This is a genomic window from Streptomyces sp. NPDC018031, from assembly GCF_044327625.1.
In the GTDB taxonomy this organism is placed as follows: domain Bacteria; phylum Actinomycetota; class Actinomycetes; order Streptomycetales; family Streptomycetaceae; genus Streptomyces.
The window spans coordinates 141,049-161,341 of record NZ_JBIRFT010000009.1 but is presented as its reverse complement, the minus strand read 5'-3'; the positions used below and the strand labels follow the sequence as shown (position 1 = coordinate 161,341).

The 20,293-nt window shown below is 77.2% G+C and carries 2 protein-coding genes; both read right to left on the bottom strand.

Going from position 1 to position 20,293, the window contains the following annotated elements; all coding sequences use genetic code 11:
- Positions 1–6: 6 nt before the first annotated feature.
- A complete protein-coding gene (locus ACH4B3_RS21400; RefSeq protein WP_398464873.1) occupies positions 7–18,759 on the bottom strand; it encodes a non-ribosomal peptide synthase/polyketide synthase in 18,753 nt (6,250 codons plus the stop codon).
- Between the two features lie 121 nt (positions 18,760–18,880).
- Positions 18,881–20,224 carry a serine hydrolase domain-containing protein gene (locus ACH4B3_RS21395; protein WP_398464871.1) on the bottom strand — a complete coding sequence of 448 codons (1,344 nt, stop codon included), beginning with the start codon at positions 20,222–20,224 and terminating at the stop codon, positions 18,881–18,883.
- Positions 20,225–20,293 lie beyond the last annotated feature (69 nt).

Below are 20,293 nucleotides of genomic sequence, written 5' to 3'. Positions count from 1 at the left end.
AGGTCCTCACCGTTCTTCTCGGTCGCTGTCGCCGCGTGCGGCGTCTTCGAGTTCGCTCAGCACCTGCTCCTCCACCAGCTCCGCCAGGGCGGCGACGGTGCGGGAGACCAGGACGTCGCGGGGCGTGAGAGTCACGCCGAAGGCCTCGTTGGCGCGCGAGGCGATGAGCAGGGCGCGCAGCGAGTCGCCGCCCAGGGAGAAGAAGTCGTCCCAGGCGCCGACGGCGGTGTGCAGGGCCTCCTCCCAGATGGCGGCCAGGGCCTCCTCGGCGGGGGTGCGGGGGGCGACGTGGCCGGGTGCCGCGGCCTCCTCGGGGGCGGGCGCGGGCAGCGCGGCCCGGTCGGTCTTGCCGTTCTCGGTGAGCGGGTAGCGCTCCAGCACCACGAACGCCGAGGGGACCATGTGCCCGGGCAGGGTGCGCGCGGCGAACGCCCGCAGCTCGGCGGCGGGTGGCGTGCCGGCGCCCGGGGCGGCGAGCAGGTGCGCGACCAGGCGCGGCAGCCCCGGTTCGTCCTCCCGCACGGTCACCACGGCGTCCAGCACGGCCGGGTGGCGCACCAGCGCCGTCTCCACCTCGCCCGCCTCGATCCGGTGGCCGCGCAGTTTGAGCTGGTGGTCGGTGCGGCCCAGGTAGTGCAGTTCGCCTCGGGCGTCCCGGCGTACCAGGTCGCCGGTGCGGTACATGCGGGTGCCCGGCGGGCCGAACGGGTCGGCGGTGAACCGGGCCGCGGTCAGGCCCGGCCGGCCGAGGTAGCCGCGGGCCAGGGACGGGCCGCTCAGCCACAGTTCGCCCGGCACTCCGTCGGGGACCGGTCGCAGCCGCGCGTCGAGGACGTAGGCGCCGGTGCCGGGGAGCGGGCGGCCGATGGGCGGCGCGGTGCCGGCCGGCTCCAGCGGGGCCGACCAGGTGGCGACCACCGTGGCCTCGGTCGGCCCGTAGGAGTTGACCATGCGGTGGTGCGGGGCCCAGCGGGCCACCAGCTCGGCGCCGCACGCGTCGGCGCCGACCACCAGGGTCGCGAGGTCCGGCAGGGTGCCGGGGGTGTCCGGCGGCAGGGTGGCGAGCGCGGCCGGCGGCAGCAGGGTGTGGGTGACGCGTTCGCGGCGGAGCACTTCGGCCAGTTCCGCGCCGAGCAGCGGGCCGGGCGGCGGCACGACCAGGCGGGCGCCGTTCGGCAGTGACATGCACAGCTCCAGGACCGAGGCGTCGAAGCTGGGCGTGGCGAAGGCCAGCACCCGGTCGCCCGGGCCGACCCGGTAGTGGGCGGCCTCGGCGGCGGCGAAGCCGGCCAGCCCGCGGTGGGTGACGACCACGCCCTTGGGGGTGCCGGTGGACCCGGAGGTGTAGATGGTGTAGGCCGGGTCGTCGAGGTCCAGCGGACGGGTCCGGTCGGCGTCGGTGGGCCGGTGCCCGGGCTCGCCGTCCGGCGCCGCGAGCAGGGCGGCGACCTCGGCGGCGTCGAGGGTCACGGCGGGTGCCGCGTCGCGCAGCATCCACGCGACCCGCTCCGCCGGGTAGCCGGGGTCCACCGGCAGGAACGCGGCGCCCGCCTTGGCCACCGCCAGCTGGGCGAGGACCATGTCCGCGGAGCGGGGCAGCACCAGCGCCACGAGGTCGCCGGGACCGGCGCCGCGGGCGATGAGCCGGTGTGCCAGGAGGTTCGCCCGCCGCTCGACCTCCGCGAAGGACAGCAGCAGTCCCGGTGCGTGGAGCGCCGGTTCGTCCGGCCGGCGGTCCACCGCGGCCTCCACCAGCGCGGGCAGGGTGGCCGGGGCGACCGGTACGGCGGCGGGGCGCGCGGGCCCCCGCAGCAGCCGCCGCCGTTCCCGCTCGGGCAGCACCTCGACGGCGTCCAGGCGGGTGGTGTCCCCGGTGCCGGCCAGCGCGAGCAGGGTGTGCAGCAGCTGGCCGGCCAGCGACCGGGCGGTGGCCTCCTCGAAGTACCGGGGGTCGTAGCCGAGTTCGACGGCCAGCCGGTCGCCGGGGGAGATCACCACGGTGAGCGGGTAGTTGGTGGCCTCCCGGGCGTCCAGGTCGCGGACCCGTACCCCGTGGGCGCCGGCCGTGGCGTCGCCGACCGGGTAGTTCTCGAAGACCAGCAGGCTGTCGAACATCGCCGTCCCGGCGGGCAGTCCGCTCCAGTCCTGCAGGTCCGGCAGCGGTACGTGGTCGAAGCGACGGTCCTCGGCGCGTGCGTCCTGCGTCCGGCGCAGCCAGGCGTGGCACCGGGCGCCGCCGTCCACCGTGACCCGCGCCGGGAGGGTGGTGATGAACAGGCCGGTGATGGTGTCGGCGCCGGGCAGGTCGGCGGGCCGTCCGGAGACGGTGGTGCCGAAACACACCTCCCGCTCGCCGCTCCAGCGGGACAGCAGCAGCGCCCAGGCGCCCTGCACCAGGGTGTTGAGGGTGAGGCGGTGGCGGCGGGCGAAGTCCTGGAGCCGGGCGGTCTCCGCCGCCGCCAGCCGCTGCGACAGCCAGGTTCCGGAGCGGGCCGGGGCGCCGTGGGCGGGCCTGCGGTCGTAGGGCAGCGCCGTGGGCGCGGTGAGTCCGGCGAGTGCCTGCTTCCAGTGCTCCTCGGCCCCGGCGGTGTCCCGGCCGGCGAGCCAGGCGGCGTAGTCGCCGAACGGGCGGCGGTCCGGCAGGCGCGGTTCGGTGCCCCGGGCGAGCGCTTCGTGGCAGGCCATGACGTCCCCCAGGACGTGGAAGACGCTCCAGCCGTCCAGCAGCACGTGGTGGAAGGTCCACACCACCCGCACCTCGTCCGGGCCGAGCCGGATCAGCGCGACGCGCAGCAGCGGTGCGGTGTCCAGGGCGAAGCCGCGGGCCCGGTCCTCGGTGAGCAGCCGCTCCAGTGCCGCGTCGCGCTCCGCCGGGGACGACTCGCTCCAGTCGTGTCCGGTCACCGGCAGGGTGACGCCGCGGCGCACGGTCTGGACCGGGACCGGGACCCCGCGCAGCGTGACGGCGGTGCGCAGCACGGGGGTGCGGTCGACCACCTGCTGCCAGGCGGCGGCCAGCAGGCGCGGGTCGCGCACGCCGTCCGCGACGAAGGTGATCTGCTCGACGTACAGTCCCTGGCCGGGCTCGTCCATGCCGTGGACGACCATGCCGACCTGGGTGGGGGTGAGCGGGTAGACGTCCAGCACGTCGCGGCCGGTGCCCACCAGGCGGTCGACGGCCGGCTGGTCCAGCGGGGCCAGCGGGAAGTCCGACGGGGTGCGGCCGCCGGCACCGGGCAGGGCGCAGTGCCGCACGATCTCGCGCAGTTCGTCGGCGGTCTCGGCGGCGAGCCGGGCCACGGTGTCGCGCGCGTGCACCCGGCGGGAGTAGGACCAGGTGAACTCCAGCCGCTTGCCGGTGACCCGGCCCACGACGTCGATCAGGTGCGGGCGGTCGGCGGCCGGGTCCATGCCGCCCGCCAGCCCGCCGTGCGGTCCGTGCAGCAGGCCGCCCGGCGCCGCGTGCCAGTCCTGCCGGCCGAGGTAGTTGAAGCCGATCTGCGGGAGCCCGGGCAGCCGCCGGCCGGCGGTGGGGTGCAGATGGCGCAGCGCGCCGTAGCCCACCCCGCCGTGCGGTACGGACCGCAGGCTCTCCTTGACCGACTTCAGCGCGGCCCCGGTGTCCGCGTCCCGGGGCACCTCCAGCGCGACCGGGTACATCGTGGTGAACCAGCCGACGGTGCGGGAGAGGTCGATGTCGTCGAACAGGTCCTCGCGGCCGTGGCCCTCCAGCGCCACCACCACCCGGTCCCGCCCGGTCCAGCGGGCCAGTACCCGGCCCAGGGCACACAGCAGCACGTCGTTGACCCGGGTGCGGTAGACGTCCGGCACGTCCTGCAGCAGCCGGCGGGTGTCCTCGTCGTCCAGGGCGACCGTCAGCGCGTCCTCGTCGGCGGCGGTGTTGCGGCCACCGGGGTGGTCGGCCGGGAGGGCGCCGGGGTCCTGCGAGTCGCGCCACCGGTCGAGTTCGCCGTCGAAGCCGCCGGCCTCGGTGTGCGCGGTGAGCCGCTGTGCCCAGGTGCGGAAGGAGGTGGTCTTGGGGCCGAGGTCCACCGGCTCCCCTGCCCGCAGCGCCCGGTAGGCGGCGTCCAGGTCCTCCAGGATCACGCGCCAGGACACCGCGTCCACCACCAGGTGGTGGGCGGCGAGCAGCAGGACCGGTGGCCGGCCGTCGCCGGGGCGGCAGAGCGCGGCCTTGAGCAGCGGCCCGGTGTCCAGGGCGAAGCCCGCGGCCAGCGCGCCGGCCGCCTCGCGCAGCGCCGTGCCGGCGGCCTGCGGGGACTCCCGGGGCAGGTCGTGGACCTCCAGGTGGGGGGCGGCACCGGGGGCGGTGCCGTACTGGCGCCACTCGCCGTCCGGGCCCGCCGCGAAGCGGGAGCGCAGGGCGTCGTGCCGCTCCAGCACCGCGGCGAGCGCGGCGCGCAGCAGCGCCTCGCCGGGGTCGGCGGAGAGCTCGAAGGAGAGCGACTGGGTGAGGCCCTCGGGGGCGCCGGGGGCTTCGAACAGCCAGTGCTGGACGGGGGTGAGCGGCACCTCGCCGACCACCGGGCCCTGTTCGGCGTCGGAGGCGGGGGCCGGCAGGTCCCCGGCCGCGGCGGCCAGTTCGGCGACCGTCTGGTGGAGGAACACGTGCCGGGGGGTCAGGGCGAGTCCGGCCCGGCGGGCGGCGGAGACGATCCGGATGCCGAGGATCGAGTCGCCGCCGAGCGCGAAGTAGTTGTCCTCCGCGCCCACTTCGGGCACGCCCAGCACCTCGGACCAGATGGCGGCGAGGGTCCGCTCGGTGCCGGTGCGCGGGGGGCGGCCGCCGGTGGCGGTGGCCGGGGCGGCCCACACCGGGTCGGGGAGCGCGCGCCGGTCCAGTTTCCCGGTGGCGCCCAGCGGCAGCCGGTCCAGCGTCACCACCACCGCCGGGACCAGGTGGTCGGGGAGCGTGCCGGCGAGGAAGGCGCGGAGCGCGGCGGCGTCCGGCGCCCCGGCGCCGCGCGGCACCGCGTAGCCCACCAGCCGCCGGTGGCCGTCGTGCTCCACCACCTTGGCGGCGGCCGAGGCCACCCGCGGATGGCGGGCCAGTGCCGCCTCCACCTCGCCCAGCTCGATGCGGAAACCGCGGACCTTCACCTGGTCGTCGGTGCGGCCGAGGTAGAGCAGGTCGCCCTGCGCGGTCCAGCGGGCCAGGTCGCCGGTGCGGTACATCCGGCTGCCCGGCGGGCCGAACGGGTCGGCGAGGAAGCGGGCGGCGGTCAGGCCGGGCCGGCGCAGGTAGCCGCGGGCCACCCCGGTCCCGGCGAGGTACAGCTCGCCGGGCGCCCCGGCGGGCACCGGGCGCAGCCGGGAGTCCAGGACGTAGGCGCGGGCGCCGCCCACCGGCCGGCCGATCGGCGGGACGCGGTCGGGGTCGTCGGGGTCGCAGAGCCAGGCGGTGGCGTAGACGGTGGCCTCGGTGGGGCCGTAGATGTTCAGCACCCGGCAGCCGGGTACCGCCGCGCGCACCTGCCGCACGGTCCGGGCGGGCAGCCCCTCCCCGGCGAGGACGACGGTGTCGGCGGTGACCCGCGCGGTGTCGTCGGCCAGCAGCCTGCCGAGGGCGGAGGGGACCGCGCTGAGCAGTCCGGCCCGCCAGGGGCCGGGGCGTTCGGCGAGGGCCAGCAGGTCGCGGACGATCTCGACGCGGCCGCCGGCCAGCAGGGGGGAGAGGATCTCGAAGACCGACACGTCGAAGTTGAGCGAGGTGGAGGCCACCACGTGGGCGAGCCCCCGGCCGCCGAACTCGGCGGCGGCCCAGTCGGTCAGCGCCACCACCGAGCCGTGGGCGACCACGACGCCCTTGGGCCGGCCGGTCGAGCCGGAGGTGTGGATGACGTAGGCGGGGTGCTCGGGCAGCAGTCGCGCGCGCCGCTCGTCGTCTCCGACGGGGGCGGCGGAGGCGGCGGCCAGGCGCCGGGCGCATCCGGGGTCGTCCAGTGTGATCCGGGTGAACGGGCCGTCCGGGAGCCGGCCGGCCGTCTCCGCGCTGGTGACCACCGCGTCGGGCCGGACGTCGTCGAAGAGGAACGCCAGGCGCTCGGCCGGGTGTCCGGGGTCCACCGGAAGGTAGCCGGCGCCGCTCTTGAGGACCGCCAGCAGGGCCACCACCAGGTCGGCGGTGCGCGGCAGGGCCAGGGCGACGAACCGCTCGGGACCGGCGCCGGCGTCGATGAGCAGCCGGGCCAGCCGGTTGGCGCGTTCGTCGAGCTGCCGGTAGCTGAGCCGTTCCGGGCCGGCCAGCACGGCCGGGGCGTCCGGGGTGCGGGCGGCCTGCTCCTGGAACGCCCCGGGCAGGGTCCGGCGCGGTGTCCGGGCCACCGGTCCGCCGAACCGGTCCAGCAGGCGGCGCCCGCGGGCGGGGTCCACCAGCGGCAGGTCGGCCAGGCACCGCTCGGGGTCGGCGGCCATCCCGGCGAGCAGCGTGTGCAGGCTCGCGCCGATCCCCTCGACGGTGGTGGCGTCGAAGGCCGTCGGGTCGTAGTCGAGGGCCACCGACAGGGTGTCGCCGGGGGCGACCACCACGCTGAGCGGGTAGTTGGTCGGCTCCAGGTCGCGTTCCTGTTCGATGGCGAGGCCGTGGCGGGCCAGGGCGCCGCTGTCGAACGGGTAGTTCTCGAAGACCACGATGCTGTCGAACAGGCCGGTCCCGCCCGGCACCTCGCTCCAGTTCTGGAGTTCGGCGAGGGAGACGAAGTCGTGGCGCCGGGACTCGGACTGGGCGGCCTGGAGGTCGCGCAGCCACTCCAGCAGGGGGCGCCGCCCGTCGACGGCGACCCGGGTGGGCAGCGTGTTGATGAACACCCCGACCATGGTGGTCACGCCGGGCAGTTCGGCCGGCCGGCCGGAGACCGTGGTGCCGAAGACCACGTCGTCCCCGCCGCCGTAGCGGGACAGCAGCAGCGCCCACGCGCCCTGGAGCACGGTGTTGACGGTCAGGCCCGCCCGCTGCGCGGTCTCCCGCAGCCGGGCCGAGAGGGCGGCGTCCAGGGTCACGCCGACCGAGCCGGAGGAGGAGGTGCGGTGTGCCCCGGCGGGCCGCCGGTCCCGGGGCAGCGCGGTGGGGGCGGTGAAGCCGGCCAGCGTGGCGCGCCAGTACCGCTCCGCCCGCGCGGTGTCCTGCCGGGCGAGCCAGCGCAGGTAGTCGCCGAACGGCGCACGGTCCGCGACCCGCGGCGGCCGCCCGGCGGTCAGCGCCGCGTACCGCTCGCACACCTCGTCGAACACCTGGGCCGCGCTCCACCCGTCGAGCAGGGCGTGGTGGAACGTCCACACCATCCGCACCCGGTCCGGCGCCAGCCGGATCATCGCCAGCCGCATCAGCGGGGCCGCGGACAGGTCGAGGCCGGCCTGCCGGTCCTCCGCCAGCAGCCGGGCGGTCTCCCGCTCCCGGCGCTCGGCCGGCCACCCGGTCCAGTCGTGGTGGACCACCGGCACGGTGGCCCGCTGCTGCACGACCTGGAGCGGTGCGGCGGTCTCCTGCCACACCAGCCGGGTGCGCAGCATGGCGTTGGCGTCCGCGGTGTGCTGCCAGGCGGTGGCGAGGGCGCCGGGGTCGGTGACCCCGCACAGCACCACTTGCACCTGGTTGAGGTAGGTGCGGGAGTCCGGGTCCAGCAGGCTGTGGAAGAGCATGCCCGCCTGCATCGGTGTCAGCGGGTAGAGGTCCGCGACCGCGCGGCCGTCCCCCGCGATCCGGTCCACTTCCTCCTGGTCGACCCGGACCAGCGGGAAGTCCGACGGGGTGCGGCCTCCCGCGTCCGGGGCGCCGCAGTGGGCGACGATGGCCTCCAGCGCCCGCAGCATGCCTCCGGCGAGCCGGGCGACGGTCTCCTCGCGGTGGCGTCCGGCGCTGTAGTGCCAGGTGATCGCCAGCCGGTCGTCCTCGACCCGGGCCACCACGTCGAGCAGGTGCGGGCGCGCCGTCTCGGGGGCCTCGGCGCCGTCCAGGCCGTCCGGCACGGACCGCACCAGGGCGGCGTCGCCGGCCGACCAGTCGAAGCGGCCGAGGTAGTTGAAGCTGATGCCGGGCGGTGGCGTCCCGGCGAGCCGGCTCTCGTCCGCCAGGTGGCGCAGGGCGCCGTACCCCAGGCCCCGGCCGGGCACCGAGCGCAGTTGTTCCTTGACGGATTTCAGCGCGGTGCCCCAGTCGCCGTCCGGCAGGTCGAGGGCGACCGGGAAGAGGGTGGTGAACCAGCCGACCGTGCGGGACAGGTCCACGTCGTCGAACAGGTGGTCCTCGCGGCCGTGGCCCTCCAGGCCGACGGCGACGGTGCGCCGCCCGGTCCAGTCGGCCAGCACCCGGCCGAGGGCGGTCAGCAGCACGTCGTCGACGCGGGTGCGGTAGACACCGGGCACCTCCCGCAGCAGTGCGCCGGTGCGTTCCGGGTCCAGCCGGACGGTCACCGCGCGCAGGTCCGCCACGGTGTTTCCGCCGTCGAGGTCCTCCGGCAGCGGCACCGCGCCGTGCCGGGCCGCGGTGTGCCAGTGGTCGCGTTCGGGCGCGAAGCCGCCGGCCGCCGTGTGGGCGCGCAGCCGCCGCGTCCACTCCTGGACGGAGGTGGTGCGGGCCGGCAGGCGCACCGGCTCGCCGCCCCGGGCCTGGCGGTAGGCGGTCTCCAGGTCCTCCAGCAGGATGCGCCAGGAGACGCCGTCGACGACCAGGTGGTGGGCGGTCAGCAGCAGCCGGGCGGGGCGGTCGGCGCGGGTGAACAGCCGTGCGGTGAACAGCGGGCCGGTGTCCAGCCGGAAGCCGGCGTGCGCCGCCGCCGTCTCGCGGGCCTCGCTCTCCTCGGCCGCCGCCGGGTCCTGCCCGGACAGGTCGTGGACGGTCAGCAGCTCCGCCGGCGCGGCGCTGCCGGGGGGCGGGCAGTCCTGGCGCCAGGCCGCGCCGGGGCCGGTGGTGAAGCGGGACCGCAGGGCGTCGTGCTGGGCCCACAGGGCGGCCAGGGCGCGGCGCAGCGCGGCCGGGTCGGGGTCGGGGCCGGTCTCGACCACGACGGACTGGTCGAAGAACTCCGGACGCTTCGGCCGCTGGTCGAGGAACCAGTGCTGGATGGGGGCGAGTTCGACCGGTCCGGTCACCGGGGAGGTCCCGGCGACCGGCGCGGCGGTGCCGGTGGCGGCGGCCAGCGCGGCGACGGTGGGGTGCCGGAACAGGTCGCGGGGGGTCAGCGCGAGTCCGGCGGCGCGGGCGCGGGAGACGACCTGGATGCTGAGGATCGAGTCGCCGCCCAGCATGAAGAAGTTGTCGTCGGCGCCGACCCGTGCCACCCCCAGCAGCTCCGCCCAGATCCCGGCGAGGACCTGCTCGGGGCCGGTGCGCGGTGCGCGGTAGGCGGCGTCGCCGGCCGCCGACCAGTCGGGGGCCGGCAGCCGGCGCCGGTCCACCTTGCCGTTGGCGGTCAGCGGCAGCGCGGCCACCGGGACGAACGCGGCGGGCACCATGTAGTCGGGCAGCTCGGCCGACACATGGGCGCGCAGTTCGGTGGCGGACGGTACGGCGGCGCCCTGGGCGGGCACCAGATGGGCGGCCAGGCGCTTCCGTCCGGCGTGCTCGTACACCGACACGACGGCCTCGGCGACGTGCGGGTGGGCGGTGAGCCGGGCCTCGGTCTCGGCGGGTTCGACGCGGAATCCGCGGATCTTGACCTGGTCGTCGGCGCGTCCCACGAAGTGCAGTTCGCCGTCGCCGCTCCACCGCACGATGTCGCCGGTGCGGTACATCCGGCCACCGGGCGGGCCGAACGGGTCGGCCGGGTAGTGGGCGGCGGTGGCACCGGGCCGTCCGGCGTAGCCGCGGGCCACTCCGGCGCCGGCGATGTACAGCTCGCCGGGGACGCCCGGCGGCTGCGGCTGGAGCGCGTCGTCGAGCACGTACACCCGGGTGTCGTCCAGCGGGCGGCCGATGGGCAGCACGGCGGGCAGCGGGTCGCCGGCGCGGAAGACCCGCCGGGTCGCGAACGTGGTGGTCTCGGTGGGGCCGTAACCGTCGACGACGGTGAGACCGGGGCAGGCGTCCAGGACCCGGCGCACCACCGCGCCGGGCACCGCCTCGCCCCCGGTCCAGACTTCGCGGGCGCCGCGCAGGCAGGCGGGGTCCTCCTGGGCGAGCAGCCGGAACAGACCGGCGGTCAGCCACAGGCAGCGCACCCCCTGTTCGGTGATGGCCCGGCGGACGGCGGCGGTGTCCACCTCCGACGGCGGGGCGAGCACCGCGGTGCCGCCGCGCAGCAGCGGCACCCACAGTTCGTAGGTGGCGGCGTCGAAGGCGTGCGGGGAGTGCACCAGCACCCGGTCGTGGCCGGTGAAGGCGCGGTCCCGGGCGAGCGCGGCCACGTCCCGGTGACGCACCGCGACGCCCTTGGGGTTGCCGGTGGAGCCGGAGGTGAACATCAGGTACTGGACGTTGTCCGGGTGCACCGCGGACGGCTCGGGGCGGTCCGGGCCGGGCCCGGCGGGGGCCCGGAGGCCGTCCACCCGCCGGACGGCGCCGCCGGGCAGTGCGGCGCGGGCGGTCTCCTCCCAGGCGCCGTCGGTGAGCAGCAGGTCAGCGCCGGCCTCGGCCAGCATGCGCCGCAGCCGCTCGCCGGGGGCCCGGCCGTCCAGCGGCACGTACACCCCGCCGGTGCGGGCGAGGGCGAGCTGTACCAGGACGAGGTCGACCGAGCGGTCCATCAGCACGCCCACCGGGCGTTCGGCGCGCACCCCGAGCGCGGCCAGCCGGGCGGCCAGCGTCCCGGCGCGGGCGTCCAGGTCCCGGTAGGTGAGGTGTTCGTCGCCCGCCTCCAGCGCGGTGGCGGCGGGGGTGCGCCGCACCTGGGCGGCGAACAGCTCCGCCACCGTGGCCCCGGGCGTGCCGGTGGCCGTGTCGTTCCACTCCCGCAGCACCTGGTCGCGGCGGGCGGCGGTGAGCATCGGCAGCCGCGCGGGGGGCCGTTCCGGTCCGGCGGCCATCCCCGCGAGCAGCACGGTGAGGTACTCGGCCAGCCGGGCCACGGTGGCGGCGTCGAACAGCCGCGGGTCGTAGCCGAGGCGCAGGGCGAGTTCGGGGCCCGGGTAGGCGACCAGGCTGAGCGGGTAGTTGGTGGTCTCGATGCCGTCCAGGTCGCTCAGCCGCAGGCCGTGGGCGGCGGCGAGGCCGTCGTCGGCGGGGTAGTTCTCGAAGACGACGATGCTGTCGAACAGGGCGGTGCGCTCGGGCAGGCCGGTGAACGCCGTCATCCGGGTGAGCGGCACGTGGTCGAAGCGCCGGTCCTCGCTCTGGTCCTGCTGGATCCTGCGGAGCCAGTCCGACAGGCCGCCCTCGCTCGGCACCGTGACGCGGGTGGGCAGGGTGGTGATGAACAGTCCGGTCATGGCCTCGGCGCCGGGCAGCTCGGGGGGCCGCCCGGAGACGGTGGTGCCGAAGACCACCTCCGGGCGGCCCGCGTGGCGGCTCAGCAGCAGCGCCCACGCGCCCTGTACGAGGGTGTTGACGGTCAGGCCCGCGGTCCTGGCCAGCTCCCGCAGCGCCCGGGTGGTGGCGGCCGGCACGGTGACCCGGACGGCCCCGGTGGACTCGGCGCGGTGGGTCTCGCGCGGCTCGCGGTCGTAGGGCAGCGGGGTGGGGCCGGCCAGGCCGGCGAGGCGGGTGCGCCAGTGCCGCTCGGCCTCCGCCCGGTCCCGGCCGAGCAGCCAGGCCACGTAGTCCCGGAACGGCCGGCGGACGGGCAGCGCGTCGTCCACGGCGGTGCCGTCGGCGCCGGCCGGGCCGGAGAGCACGGTGTGGCAGGCGAAGACGTCGGAGAGCACCTGGAACAGGCTCCAGCCGTCCAAGACCAGATGGTGGAAGGACCACACCACGCGCACGCCGTCGCCGGGGAGGCGGGCGAGCACCAGGCGCTGGAGCGGGGCGCGCGCCAGGTCGATGCCGCGTTCGCGGTCGCGGTCCAGCAGTTCGGCCAGCCGGCCGTCCCGCTCCTCCTCGGAGAGCTCGCGCCAGTCCAGGTGGCTGACCGGGACCGGGGTGTGCCGCTCCACCAGCAGCAGGGGCTCGGGGACGTCCTGCCACACGGCCCGGCCGCGCAGCACCGGGGTGCGGTCCGCCACCCGCTGCCAGGCCGCCGCCAGTACGGCGGGGTCGGGAACGCCGCGCAGCACGAACGTCAGCTGCTGGAAGTAGACGCTCCGGTCGTCCTGGGAGAGCCCGTGGAAGAGCATGCCGGCCTGGGTGGGGGTGAGCGGGTGGATGTCCTCCACCGCGCCGGGGTCGTCGCCCACCAGCCGGTCGACGGCCGCCTGGTCGAGCCGGGCGAGCGGGAAGTCGGACGGGGTGCGACCGCCGGTGCCGGGCGCGGCGGCGTGCCGGGCGAGGCCGGTCAGCGCGTCGGCGTAGCGTGCGGCCAGCCCGGCGACGGTCTCCTCGTGGTGCAGCCGCGCGGAGTAGAACCAGGTGAACTCCAGGGCGTCGCCGTCCAGCCGGCCCACCACCTCCAGCGGGTGCGGGCGCTCGGCCAGCGGGTCGGCGTCCAGTTCCAGCGGGCGGAAGGGGCCCTGGTAGAGGCCGTCCGGCCGGTCCGGCAGCGCGAACCGCCCCAGGTAGTTGAAGCTGATGTCCGCCGCTCTCGTCCGGGGCGGCGCGCCGGTCCCGGACAGGTACTGCAGGGCGCCGTGTCCCAGACCGTGCCGGGGCACCGCCCGGAGGTCCTCCTTGACCCGCTTGAGCACGGTGTCCCAGTCGGCGTCCGGCGGGACGGCGAGGGCCACCGGGTGGCGGGTGGTGAACCAGCCGACGGTGCGGCTGATGTCGAGGTCGGCGAAGAGTTCCTCGCGGCCGTGCCCTTCGACGTCCACCGCCACCCGGTCGCGCCCGGTCCAGGCGCACAGCACCCGGCCCAGAGCGGCCAGCAGCACGTCGTTGGCCTGGGTGCGGTAGGTCTCCGGCAGGGTGCGGAGCAGGGCGGCGGTGCTCTCCGGGGTCAGCCGCACGGTCACCGAGCGGGCCGAGGCGTAGGTGTCGGCACCCGCCTCGTCGGTCGGCAGGGCGGCCTCGGCGCCGGCCGGTGTCCGCGCCCAGTGGGCCGTCTCGTCGGCGAAACCGCCGGCGGCGGCGTGCCCGGCGAGCCGCCGGGCCCACTGGCGCACCGGCGCGGACCGGGGCGGCAGCGCCGCCGCCCCGTCGCGGCCGGCGCGGCGGGCACGGTAGGCCCGGTCGAGGTCGTCCAGCAGGACCCGCCAGGAGACCCCGTCGACCACCAGGTGGTGGACGGCCAGGTGGAGTACCCGGGCCCGGCCGGCGCCCCGGTCGTGCAGCACCGCGCGGAGCAGCGGCCCGCGCGCGAGGTCGAAGGGGCCCTGGTGCGGCGTGTCGCCGTCCGGGCCGGTGTGCCGCAGCAGCCGGCAGCGGTCGGCGGTCCGGTCGATCCGCCACCGGACGCCCGCCTCGCCGTCGCCCCCGTCCTCCCCCGCGGCCGCGACGCCGTCGGCGGCGTCGGCGGCATCATCGTCGTCGGCGGCATCACCGTCGGCGGGGGTGTCGGGGATGTCGGGGGTGTCGGTGTCGCCGGCGCGGAGGAAGCGGGAGCGCAGCGCGTCGTGGTGGGCGACCAGGTCGTTCAGGGCGTCCTCCAGCGCCGTGGCGTCGACCGGTTCGGTGAGTTCCATCGACAGCGTCTGGGCGAAGTGGCCGGCCCGCTCGCCGGCGCTGTCGAACAGCCAGTGCTGGATGGGCGTCAGCGGCGCCGGGCCGGCGGCCGGGACCGGGGCCGGGGACGGCGCGGTCCGCCGGCCGCCCGCGGCGTCCGCGCACCGGGCGAGGGCGGCGACCGTCTGGTGCCGGTAGACGTCGCGGGAGGTCACCGTGAGGCCCGCCTCCCGGGCCTGGGCCACCACCTGGATGCTGAGGATCGAGTCGCCGCCCAGCGCGAAGAAGTTGTCGTCCGCCCCGACCCGTTCGGTGCGCAGGACGTCCGCCCAGATGGCGGCCAGGCTCCGTTCGGTGGGGGTGCGCGGGGCGACGTGGCGCGCGGTGTGCCCGGCGGGGCCGGGGTCGGGGAGCCGGCCGCGGTCCAGCTTGCCGTTCGGGTTGAGCGGCAGTGCGGCGAGCACCACGACGGTCGCGGGCACCATGTAGTCGGGCAGGGTGCGGCCGAGCGTCCGGCGCACTCCGTCCGGCTCCACCCGCGCCCCCGGGGCCGGGACCACGTAGCCGACCAGCCGCCGGTGGCCGCCGCCGACGTGCACCGCGGCGGCCGCCTCGGCGACCCCCGGGCAGCGCCGCAGCGCCTCCTCGACCTCGCCCAGTTCGATGCGGAAGCCGCGCACCTTGACCTGCTGGTCGGTCCGGCCGACGTACTCCAGCTGCCCGTCCGCGGTGTAGCGCACCAGGTCCCCGGTGCGGTACATGCGGTCCCCGGGCGCGCCGTAGGGGTCGGCGAGGAACCGGGCCGCGGTCAGCCCGGGGCGGCGCAGGTAGCCGCGCGCCAGGCCGCCGCCACCGAGGTAGAGCTCCCCGATCACCCCGGCGGGCTGCGGGCGCAGCATCCGGTCCAGCACATAGGCCCGGGTGCGGGCCACGGGCCGGCCGATGGGCGGTGTCCGGTCCGGCACGTCGTCCCCGGCGAACCAGGCGGTGGCGTAGACGGTGGCCTCGGTCGGGCCGTAGATGTTGGCGACCTCGCAGCCGGGCATGGCCCGCCGCAGGTCCCGCACGGTCTCGGCGGGCAGCGCCTCGCCGGCCAGCACGACCGTGTCCGCCGCGACGGCACGGGCGTCCGCGGTGAGCATCCGGGAGATCACCGACGGCACGCCGCTGAGCAGGCCGGCCGGTCCCCGGTCGGCCGCCTCGGCGTAGGCGGCCAGGTCGGCGACCACCTCGACCCCGCCGCCGGCCAGCAGCGGGCAGAGCGTCTCGAAGACCGAGACGTCGAAGTTGAGCGAGGTGGCGGCCACCACGTGCGCCAGCCGGGGGCCGAACCGCTCCTCGGCCCAGGCGGCCAGCGCCGCCACGCTGCGGTGGGTGACCACGACCCCCTTGGGGGTCCCGGTCGATCCCGAGGTGTAGATGACGTACGCCGGGTGGGCGGGGCGCAGCGGCCGGATCCGGTCCGCGTCGGACAGGTCGGTGCCGTCCTCACCGGGGTCGCCGGGGCCGGCCGCGCAGTCCTCCAGGATCAGCGGCTCGCACTCCTCGGGCAGCGCGCCCGCCGTCTCCCGGTCGGCGAGCACCAGGGCCGGGGAGGCGTCGGCGAGCATGAAGCGGATCCGCTCGGCCGGGTAGCCCGGGTCCACCGGGAGGTACCCCGCCCCCGACTTGAGCACCGCCCACAGCACCGGCACCAGGTCGGCGGTGCGCGGCAGGCAGAGCGCCACCAGGGTCTCCGGCCCCGCGCCGCGGGCCACCAGCAGCCGGGCGAGCCGGTTGGCGCGCCGGTTCAGCTCGGCGTAGTCCAGCCGGACGGGTCCGCAGACCACGGCCGTCCGGTCCGGGGTCCGCGCCACCCGCGCCTCGAACAGCGCCGGCAGGGTCGGGTCCGGGGTGTCCCGCCCGGTGCCGGCGGGCGGGTTCCAGGACTGCAGCAGCGCGCGCCGCTCGCCGGCCGAGAGCAGCGGCAGTTCGGCCAGGGTCCGGTGCGGGCCGTCCGCCATGCCCTCCAGCAGGCGGTGCAGATGACGGCTCATCCGGGCCACGGTGCGCGCCTCGAACAGGTCCGTGTTGTACTCGACGGTCAGCCGGTGGCCGCCGTCCGGGCACGGCGTGAACTCCAGCACCAGGTCGAAGCGGGCGGCCGGACGCGGCAGCGGGTGGTCCTCGATGCGCACCCCGCCGGACCGCGGCGGGAGGACGGGCGCGGTCTGCTGGACCACGAGCACCTGCACCAGCGGGGTGCGGCTGGGGTCCCGGGGCGGGGCCAGCTCCTCCACCACGCGGTCGAACGGCACCCCGTCGTGGGCGAAGGCGTCCAGCAGGGTGGCGCGCATGGTGTCGGTGAACCGGTCGACGGTGACGGTGTCGTCCACCTCGCCGCGCAGCACCACGGTGTTGGCGAAGAAGCCGGTGACGTCCTCCAGGTCCCGGCGGCCCCGCCCGTTGGTGACGGTGCCGAACGCCACGTCCCGCTGTCCGGAGTACCGGGAGAACAGCAGCGCCGCCGCGGCGGCGAACAGGGTGAAGACGGTGGTGCCCCGGCCCCCGGCCTGGTGCCGCAGCCGGGCGACCAGGTCCGCCGGCAGCCGGTGCCGGTGCGCGGCGCCGGTGGTGGTGCGCACCGGTGGCCGGGGCCGGTCGGTGGGCAGTTCCAGTTCCTGCAGTCCGGTCAGGTGCCGTCTCCAGTACGCGAGGTCCTCGGCGTCCTCGGCGGCCGGCCGGCGCTCCCGCTCCCACACCGCGAAGTCCGGGTACTGCACGCCGGGTGCGGGCAGTCCGTCCGGGCCGCCGCGGACCTCGGCGTCGTAGAGGGCGGCGAGGTCGCGGACGAGGATGCCCACCGACCAGCCGTCGGTGACGATGTGGTGCTGGGCCAGCAGCAGCAGGTGGTCGTCGTCGGCCTGCCGCACGAGCAGCGCGCGGGTCAGCGGACCGGCCGCCAGGTCGTAGGGGCGGCCCAGTTCCTCGGTGAGCAGGCGTTCGGCGGCCGCGGCGCGCCGGTCGGGCGGCAGGCTGCCGGTGTCGGCGGTGCGCAGCGGGAGCCGGGGCTCGGGAGCCACCTGCTGGACGCCCTGCCCGGCCACGGTGCCGAAGGTGGTGCGCAGCGACGCGTGGCGGGCGGCGAGGCGGGTGAGGGCACGGCGCAGCGCGCCGTGTTCCAGCGGTCCGCGCAGCCGTACCGCCACGCCGGTGTTGTACTCGGTGGAGCCCGCGGTGAGGTCGTCGAGGAACCACAGCCGCCGCTGCGCGCCGGACAGCGGGAGCGGCCGGTCCCGCGGGGCGGGCCGGATCGGCTCCGGGGGTGCGGCGGCCGCCGGGTCGCCGAGCAGCGGGGCGAGGGCGGCCACGGTGCGCTGGGTGAACACGTCGCGTACCGAGAGCCGGGCGCCCAGTTCCTCCCGGACCCGGGACAGGGTCCGCGCGGCGAGGATCGAGTCGCCGCCCAGGTCGAAGAAGTCGTCCGTCGCGCCGACCGTGCCGACCGCCAGCACGTCCGCCCAGATGCCGGCCAGGGCCCGCTCGCCCGGGGTGCGCGGCGGGACGTGGCCCACCGCGGGCAGGTGGGCGGGCACCGGCAGCGCGCGCCGGTCGATCTTGTGCTGGGGGGTGAGCGGGAACTCGTCCAGCACGACGACGGCGGAGGGGACCATGTGCGCGGGCAGGGTGGCGGCGACCGCGGCCCGCAGCTGTCCGGGGTCCGGGGCGCGTTCGGTGTCGCCGCGGGTGACGTAGCCGACGAGCCGCTGCCGCCCGGGCTCGTCCTCGCGGGCCACGACGACGGCCTCGCGGACGCCGGGCTGCCGCAGCAGGGCCGCCTCGATCTCCCCGGGTTCGATGCGGAAGCCGCGGACCTTCAGCTGGCGGTCGGCCCGTCCGAGGTACTCCAGTTCGCCGCCGGCGGTCCAGCGCGCCCGGTCCCCGGTGCGGTAGAGCCGGGCGCCGGGCGGTCCGAAGGGGTCGGCGGGGAAGCGGGCGGCGGTCAGGCCCGGCCGGCCGAGGTAGCCGCGGGCCACCCCGGCCCCGCCCACGTACAGTTCGCCCTCCGCGCCGGGCGCCACCGGCCGCATCGCCGCGTCCAGCACGTGGGCCCGGGTGGCGGGCAGCGGGCCGCCGATCGTCGGGGTGCCGCCGCCCGCGGACAGCGGACCGGTCCAGGAGGCCACGATCGTGGCCTCGGTGGGCCCATAGGAGTTGATCATGCGGCGGCCGGGGGCCCACCGGTCGACGAGTGCCGCCGGGCAGGCTTCGGCCCCCACGATCAGCGTGCGCAGATGGGGCGCCCCGCCGGGCCCGGGATCCGGGAGGGTGGCCAGGGCGGCCGGTGGGATGAGGGCGTGGGAGATGCGGTGCTCCTCCAGGACGGCGGCGAGTTCGTCGCCCAGCCACGGTCCGTCCGGCGGCACCACGAGGGTCGCGCCGGCCAGCACGGAGGCGCACAGTTCCAGCACCGAGGCGTCGAAGCTGGGTGAGGAGAACTGCAGCACCCGGTCGCCGGGGCCGACGGCGTACCGTTCGGCGGCGGCCGCGGCGAAGTGGGCGATGCCCCGGTGGGTGACGGTCACGCCCTTGGGGGTCCCGGTCGAGCCGGAGGTGTAGATGACGTACGCCGCGTGGTCGGGGTCCGGCACCGGCCGCCGCTTCCCGGCCGGTGTGGCGGGGTCCCCGGCCGGAGGGCGGCCGGGTCCGGCCGGGTCGTCCAGGACCACGGCCGGGGTGGCGTCGGCCAGCATCAGCGCGCGGCGCTCGGCGGGGTACGCGGGGTCCACCGGCAGGAAGGCCGCGCCGGCCCGGACCACGGCCAGCTCCGCGGCGACCAGTTCCATGGAGCGCGGCAGCACCAGCGCCACCACCCGGTCCGGGCCGGCGCCGCGCCGCACGAGGTCGTCGGCGAGCCGGTCGACCCGGTCCGCCAGCTCCCGGTAGCTCCAGGTCCGCCGGCCGTCGGTGACCGCGGGGGCCTGCGGGGTGCGGGCCACCCACGCGGAGAACAGCTCGCCGATCGGCGGGGGCGGCCCCGGGCGGGCCGCCCGGCCGGTCCGGGCGGACGCGGCGTCGTCGGCCTGCGGCAGGGCGGCCGCCGGTTGGGGAGTGTGGTGCGGGTCCGTCATGGGAGAAGTCCTTCTGGGGCGGGGACGGTGCGGTGCGCGCGGGCCCGGCCGGCCTGGGCGGCGGCCCGCGGGGTCCACCGGAGCGGGGTGGTGGACCGGGCGGTACCGGGCGGACGGCGGGTCAGGCGGCGGTGCGGCGGGCGGTGCGTCCGGTGATCTGGACCCGGTCGACGGCGCCGGTGGCGGGGTCGCGGTGGAACCGCCCGCCGGGCGCGCGCCGGCCGGTGGCCGGGTCGACCAGGTCGCAGGAGAGGTCCGGGTAGCAGATCAGCGGCGCCGGGGTGTCGCCGTCCACGGAGAGCGCCGGTGAGCCGTTCGCGTCGACGGTGATCCGGTACTCGGTCCGGCCGTTGCGGTAGACGCCGGCGCATTCGGGGAGGTGGACCGGGTCGCCCCGGTGCGCGGGATCCGGAGCGGTGGGGACCCGCAGACCGGTGATCCGGGTGATGTCGTCGGCCAGGTCGTGCCACAGGGCGGTGGCGCCGCCCGCGTTGCCGGTGAAGGCGACGACCACCCCGCTCTCCGGTTCCACCCGCAGGTGGCAGGAGGTGCCCTGGGCGTTGCCGTCGTGGCCGCACCACCACCGGCCGTCCTCCCGGTACAGGGCCAGGCCCGGCCCCCAGGCGTCGGCCAGGACGTCCGGATCGGCCCCCGGTTCGGGGCGGCGCATCCGCGCGGCGGCGGCCGGCGGCAGCACGGTGGACCGGCCGGCCAGGGCGCCGCCGAGCGCCACCAGGTCCGCGGCACTGGCCAGCAGGGCGCCGGCCGGGGCCTCCACCGGGGCCAGGTTCTGGTGGACCGGGCGCACCCGGCCGGAGGCCGTGTTCAGGGTGTGGCCGGCGGCGGCCGGGCGCCCGGGCGGGTCGCCGAGGAAGGCGGGCGCGGTGCCCAGCGGCTCCAGCAGCAGCGCCCGGATCGCCTCCCGCCAGCTCATGCCGGTCACGACCTCGATCAGCCGTCCGGCGGCGATGTAGCCGGCGTTGGAGTAGGAGAAGCCGGCCCCGGGCGGGAAGAGCGCGTCGCGCCGGGTGCAGACCGCCGACAGGTAGCGGGCGGCCGTGGTGCCGGCGGCGGTGTCGGAGTCGGGCCCGGTGGGCAGGCCGGCGGTGTGGCCGAGCAGCTGCCGCACCGTCACCGTGGGCAGCTCGCGCAGCTCCGGGAGGAAGAGGTGGACGGGATCGTCCGGGTCGAGGTCGCCGTCGTCGGCCAGGAGCATCACGGCGGCGGCCGTGTAGACCTTGGTGACCGATCCGAGCGGAACGGCCGTGTCGGGGGTGAAGGCGGCGCCGGTGGCGGCGTCGGCGGTGCCGGTGTGCACGCTCAGGACCTGTGTCCCGGTGTCGACGGCCAGTTGTGCGCCGGGCACCCGGTGGGCGAGGGCGAGGGCGTCCAAGCGGTCCTGTAACGCCTGGCGTAACTGGGTCGGCCGCCGGTCGATGACCGGAGCGCCGGTGCGGTAGGGCATGAGAACGGGACTCCCGGTAGCTGGGGCTCAGGGTTGGTGTGCGGGCCGGCCCGCGCGGCGCGGGTCCGC

Bases quoted from the DNA above. Each gene is read 5' to 3' on its own strand.
- ACH4B3_RS21395 (WP_398464871.1), bottom strand. From the start codon at position 20,224: ATGCCCTACCGCACCGGCGCTCCGGTCATCGACCGGCGGCCGACCCAG.
- ACH4B3_RS21400 (WP_398464873.1), bottom strand. From the start codon at position 18,759: ATGACGGACCCGCACCACACTCCCCAACCGGCGGCCGCCCTGCCGCAG.